The sequence below is a fragment of the Streptomyces sp. NPDC002144 genome (genome assembly GCF_053593695.1).
This window is the reverse complement of record NZ_JBSFDB010000128.1, coordinates 1-5,536: the sequence shown is the minus strand read 5'-3', so window position 1 is coordinate 5,536 and position 5,536 is coordinate 1. Positions and strand designations below refer to the sequence as shown.

Genomic DNA, 5,536 nt, shown 5'->3' with positions numbered 1-5,536 from the left:
CTGGCGATCGTGCGCGTGGCGAGCCTGGACGAGGCCATCGACGTCATCAACGCCAACCCCTACGGCAACGGAACCGCCCTGTTCACCGCCTCCGGTGAGGCCGCCCGTCGCTTCCAGCGCCGGGTCAAGGTCGGCATGATCGGCATCAACGTCCCCGTCCCGGTCCCGATGGCCTACTACTCCTTCGGCGGCTGGAAGGACTCCCTCATCGGCGACTCCCCCGTCCACGGCCCCGAGGGCATCCGCTTCTACACCCGCCCCAAGGTCGTCACCACCCGCTGGCCCGAACAGGCCCAGCAGGTCGCCGCCGGTTTCACCTTCCCCACCTCCAACTGACCTTCCTCCACCGCGACTTCCCGAAGGACAGCTCCATGACCACACCCAAGCCGCTCTCCGTCGCTGTGATCGGAGCCGGTATGGCCGGCCGCAGTCACGCCGCCGGATACCGCAACGTCAACACCGTCTTCGGCGCAGGTCTGCCGCCGGTGCGGCTGGCCGCGATAGCCGATGCCAATGTGGCGCTCGGCGAGGACGCCGCCCGGCGTTACGGCTTCGAGAAGGCACTTCCGAGCTGGGAGGCCGTGGCGGAGGACCCGACCATCGACGCGGTCAGCATCGTCGTCGGCAATGCCCTGCACCGGCCGATCGCCGAGGCGCTGGTCGCCGCCGGGAAGCACGTGCTGTGCGAGAAGCCGCTGGCCGGGTCCCTCGAAGACGCCCGCGCCATGGCCGCGTTGGAGCGGTCGGCCGAGGTCGTGACCGCGGTCGGATACACCTTCCGCCGTGCGCCCGGCATCGCCGCCATCCGCGACCATGTGCTGCGCGGTGAACTGGGTGACCTCAGCCTGTTCAGCGGGCGCTACTGGTGCGACTACGCGACCGACCCGAACGGGCCGCTGAGCTGGCGGTTCAAGGGCGGAGCCGGTTCCGGTGCGCTGGGGGACATCGGCTCGCACATCATCGACGCCGCCGAGTACATCGCCGGACCGATCGCCTCGGTGTCCGGTGCCCTGCTGTCCACGCAGATCACCAAGCGTGCGCTGCCGCTGGGCGCGGTCGTCGGGCACAACTCGGCGCCTGTCTCGGACGAGTTCGGTGAGGTCGAGAACGAGGACACCGCGTCCTTCACCGCCCGGTTCGAGTCCGGGCTGGTCGGCACCTTCTCCGTGACGCGCACCGGGTTCGGGCTGCCGAACGGGCTCGCTTTCGACGTGCTCGGAGTCGGCGGACGGGCCGCGTTCGACCAGCACCGTCCCGCCGAGTACCTCTTCGACGACGCCCAGCCCGACGCCCGTACCCGGGGCGCCCGGCAGATCATCGCCGGCCCGCAGCTGCCGTACTTCGGGGGCGGTGTCCCGATGGAGGCACCGGGTGTCGGTGCCAGCAACGGCGACAACTTCACCTACCAGGCGCGGGCGTTCCTCGACCAGGTCGCCGGGGTCGCAGAGCCGCTGCCGGCGTGCGCCACCTTCGCCGACGCGCTGCGGACCATGGAGATCATCCAGGCCGTCGTCGACTCCTCCCGCAGCGGCGGCACGTCCGTCGCCGTTCCGCCCGCGGCGTGACCCCGCTTCTCGACCGAAGGACCTGACCATGGCTCTCAAGCTCGGCGCCTACACCGCCTGTCTGCACGACCGTCCGCTGACCGAAGCCCTCGACATCCTCAAGGAGAACGGACTGACCTCCGTCGAGGTCAACACCGGCGGGTTCATCCCGTCTCCGCACTGCCCCGTCGATCTGCTGCTGTCCTCAGCCGCCGCGCGCGAGGAGTACCTCGCCACCTTCGCCGACCGGGGCATGGAACTGACCGGCCTGAACTGCAACGGCAACCCGCTCAACCCGCTCCCCGGCGTCGGCCCGAAGCACGCCGACGACCTGCGGCGGACCATCCGGCTGGCCGGACTGCTCGGGATCAGGCACGTGGTCACCATGTCCGGCACGCCGGGCTCCGACCCCGACGCCAAGTACCCCTCCTGGGTCGTCAACCCGTGGGACGGCGTCTACATGGACGTCCTCGACTACCAGTGGGGTGTGGCCGTCGAGTTCTGGAAGGAGATCGATGCCCTAGCCCGGGAGAACGACGTCCGGATCGCCGTCGAGATGCACCCGCACAACCTCGTCTTCTCCCCGGTCACCCTCAAGCGGCTGGTCGACGAGGGCGGTCTGACGAACGTAGGAGCCGAGATGGACCCCTCGCATCTGATGTGGCAGGGCATGGACGTCATCGCCTCCGTCAAGTGGCTCGGCCCGCTCGTGTTCCACGCCGCCGCCAAGGACGCGACCCTCTGCCCGGGCGCCGACATCCGCGGTGTCCTCGACACCTCGTTCACCCGGGTGCCGGCCGACGCCCCGGACAAGGTCCCCACCGGATACGGCTTCTGGTGCAACGCCTGGCCGGAGAACCCGGCCTGGAAGTTCGTCGCCGTCGGCATCGGCCACGACGTCGCCTACTGGACCGAGTTCCTGCGCGCCCTCGCCGAGATAGACCCGGACATGGCCGTCAACATCGAGCACGAGGACGCCGCCTTCTCCCGTACCGACGGACTCGCCCTGGCGGCGAAGAACCTGCACAGCGCCGCATCGGCCCTCTGACCGCCCTTCGCTTCCGATCTCGGAGGACACCAGTGAAACTCGCTCTTGATCCGCAGATGTTCTATTCCACGCACTCGGTGCTGGAGCTACCCGACCTGGTGGCCCGCGCCGGCTACTCCTGGATGGAACTGTCGCCCAAGGACGACTTCATCCCCTTCTTCAGTCACCCGCGCGCCGACGACGCCACGGTGGCCAAGCTGCGCAAGCGCGCTGCCGATGCCGGGGTCGGCATCGCCTCGGTGCTGCCGGTGCTGCGCTGGTCAGGGCCGGGTGAGGAAGAGCGGCAGGCTGCGGTGCGGGCCTGGAAGCGCGCCATCCGGATGACCGTCGACCTCGGTGTCGACACCATGAACTCCGAGTTCAACGGCCGCCCCGAGGGTGCCGAGTTCGCGGAGAGCCAGTTCCTGCGCTCGATGGACGAGCTGATACCCGTGTTCGAACGCGAGGGCGTCAAGCTCGTCCTGGAACCGCACCCGGACGATTTCATCGAGGAAGGTCACGCCGCGGTGAACATGGTGCGCGGCCTGAACCGGGACTGGATCTCGTTCCTGTACTGCACGCCGCACACCTTCCACCAGGGCAACGACGCGACCGGAATCATCGCCGCAGCAGCAGAGAAGGTCACCTACGTCCACCTCGCCGACACCCTCGACCACACCGCGTCCAACGGGCTGCGCTACATCGTCAATCCGCCCGGATCGACCGTGCGCGTGCACCAGCATGCCGAAATGGGCCGCGGTGAGGTCGACTTCGACGAGGTGTTCGCCGCGCTTGCCTCGGTCGGATTCGACGGAGTCGTCTCGTCGTGCGTCTTCGGCTGGGAGGAGTACGCCGCCGAGATCAGCGTCCGCCAACGGGAGAAGGCAACCGCACTGATCGACAAGCACTTCGGAGGGGGCAGGCTGGAGACCGAGAAGCACTGATCTCCGATGACCGGCCTCCATGCTGTTTCGCACCTGGTAGAGCCCTCCAACGTGCCCGGGAGTGTAGATCTACTGACCTTTGCGGCGTGATGTCGTTGAGGGCTGACGATGTGTGATCGTCGCGGTATGCCTGTTGTGTGAGATATCCGCAGGGTGGTGGGCTGACGCCTGAACGGCAGGCGTTTCGCGAGCGGATCCGGCTGGAGGCCGCGGAGCGATTCGTTGCAGGTGCCTCCAACGCCGAGGTCGCCAAGGACTTACGGGTGAGTGTGCGCTCGGTGCAGCGCTGGCGCCGGGCCTGGCACGACGCCGGCACCGAGGGACTGCGGTCTGCCGGGCCCGTGTCACGACCCAAGCTGAGTGAGGCCCTGTTCGCCGTGCTCGAGCAGGAGCTCGCCAAGGGGCCGGTCGCGCACGGCTGGCCGGACCAGACCTGGACGCTGGCAAGGGTCAAGACGCTGATCGGGCGCCGGTTCCACAAGAGCATGACGCTGTCGGCGATCGCGCGGATGCTGCACGGGCACGGCTTCAGCCACCAGGTCCCGGCCCGCCGGGCGATCGAGCGCGACGAGGCGGCCGTGGCGGGCTGGGTGAAGGAAACCTGGCCGCAGGTGGAAGGTCCGTGGCGGCGCTCGACGCCTGTCTGTGCTTCGAGGACGAAGCCGGCTTCTCGATGACGCCGCCCACCGCACGGACGTGGGCCAGGCGCGGACGCACCCCCGTCATCCGGGTGAGGGGACGCTCCCAGCGCCGCTTCTCCATCGCAGCTCTGGCCTGCTACAAGCACGGTGAACGCTCACGGCTGGTCTACCGGCCCAAGCGGCATCCCGATCACAAGCGTGGCGGCAGACGCAGTTTCACCTGGACCGACTACCGCGATCTGCTCATCGCCGCACACCGGCAGCTCGGCGCACCCATCGTGCTCGTGTGGGACAACCTCAACGTCCACAAGGACCGCCGACTGCGGGAGTTCATCGACACCCACGACTGGATCACCTGCTACTTCCTGCCGCCCTACGCACCGGACCTCAACCCCGTCGAGGGCATCTGGTCCCTCCTGCGGCGCAGCAGCCAGGCCAACACCGCCTTCACCGACCCCGACCACCTCATCAGCACACTCCGACACGGTCTCCGCCAGATCCAGTACCGCAGCAACCTCATCAACGGATGCCTCGCCGAAACCGGACTCACCTTGACGACATCACGGCAACAACGTCAGTAACCCATCTCGCCGTGGGCTTCGTGCTCGCCCACCCCGGCGTCACATCCGCGCTCCTCGGACCGCGGTCCATGGCACATCTGGACGATCTGCTCGCGGGCGCCGAAGTCACGCTCTCGGACGACGTCCTGGACCGCATCGACGCCATCGTGCCGCCCGGCACGGACACGGGCACACTCGATGTGGCCTACCAGCCGCCGTCCGTCCTCCAGCGGGAACTGAGGCGTCGGCCGCCGGTCGAACGCGCAGCGGCGTGACAACAGCCTGACCGCACAGTGCGGTTGGTCTGCGATGTGACCGACGGAGGGTGCCGCGTCCCGGGACCCGCGTCATGGAAGGGATAGAGCTATGTCTGATGCTCCGTTGCCAGAGGCCGCCCTGGCCTTTCTCCGGAAGCCGAACCCGGCCGTCATGGCGACGGTCACGGCGAAAGGCCGCCCTGTATCGGTAGCGACCTGGTACCTCATCGAAGATGACGGACTTCTCATGCCGTGCATGAACGCCGACCGCGCCCGCCTGAAACACCTGCAGAACAACGGCCACGTGTCGCTGACTGTGCTGGGAGCGGACGACTTCGGCACGCATGTATCTGTTCAGGGACACGTCGTGTCAATCAAGCCTGATGAGGGACTCGCCGACATCGACCGACTCTCAAGGCATTTCCTTGGCAAGGACTACCCTGCCAGGGAGAGTCCGCTCGTGACGGTTGAGGGGCCTCGCGTTTTCCGGACAGGCTTCTGACCGTTTATTTCACGCGGCGATTCGCAACTTCTCGTACTCGGCGTGGACTTCGCGCGGAGGG

General features: G+C 67.9%; 6 protein-coding genes and 1 pseudogene. All 7 read left to right on the top strand.

Going from position 1 to position 5,536, the window contains the following annotated elements; all coding sequences use genetic code 11:
- A partial coding sequence (locus ACWCQ1_RS51515) for an aldehyde dehydrogenase family protein (protein ID WP_451030069.1) occupies positions 1-336 on the top strand: 336 nt, incomplete at its 5' end.
- Between the two features lie 35 nt (positions 337-371).
- The gene (locus ACWCQ1_RS51510; RefSeq protein ID WP_451030068.1) at positions 372-1,565 is read left to right on the top strand and encodes a Gfo/Idh/MocA family protein; all 1,194 of its coding nucleotides are present in this window, start codon (positions 372-374) and stop codon (positions 1,563-1,565) included.
- A 28-nt stretch (positions 1,566-1,593) separates the two neighbouring features.
- Complete coding sequence (locus ACWCQ1_RS51505) at positions 1,594-2,592, top strand: sugar phosphate isomerase/epimerase family protein (RefSeq protein ID WP_451030067.1); 999 nt, start codon at positions 1,594-1,596, stop codon at positions 2,590-2,592.
- 32 nt (positions 2,593-2,624) lie between these two features.
- Positions 2,625-3,515, top strand: coding sequence for a sugar phosphate isomerase/epimerase family protein (locus tag ACWCQ1_RS51500; RefSeq protein ID WP_450898816.1), 891 nt, complete (start codon positions 2,625-2,627; stop codon positions 3,513-3,515).
- Positions 3,516-3,652: 137 nt separating this feature from the next.
- Positions 3,653-4,737, top strand: a protein-coding gene (locus ACWCQ1_RS51495) for an IS630 family transposase (protein WP_451030066.1) whose coding sequence is annotated in 2 segments (ribosomal slippage) — positions 3,653-4,178 and positions 4,178-4,737 — 1,086 coding nt in all. Because the reading frame shifts where the segments join, the coding sequence is not laid out codon by codon here.
- Positions 4,734-4,991: pseudogene (locus ACWCQ1_RS51490) on the top strand (aldo/keto reductase); the annotation flags it as partial. The gene ACWCQ1_RS51495 and the pseudogene ACWCQ1_RS51490, both read left to right, overlap by 4 nt.
- A gap of 91 nt (positions 4,992-5,082) precedes the next feature.
- Complete coding sequence (locus ACWCQ1_RS51485; protein WP_451030065.1) at positions 5,083-5,475, top strand: pyridoxamine 5'-phosphate oxidase family protein; 393 nt, start codon at positions 5,083-5,085, stop codon at positions 5,473-5,475.
- Positions 5,476-5,536: the final 61 nt, after the last annotated feature.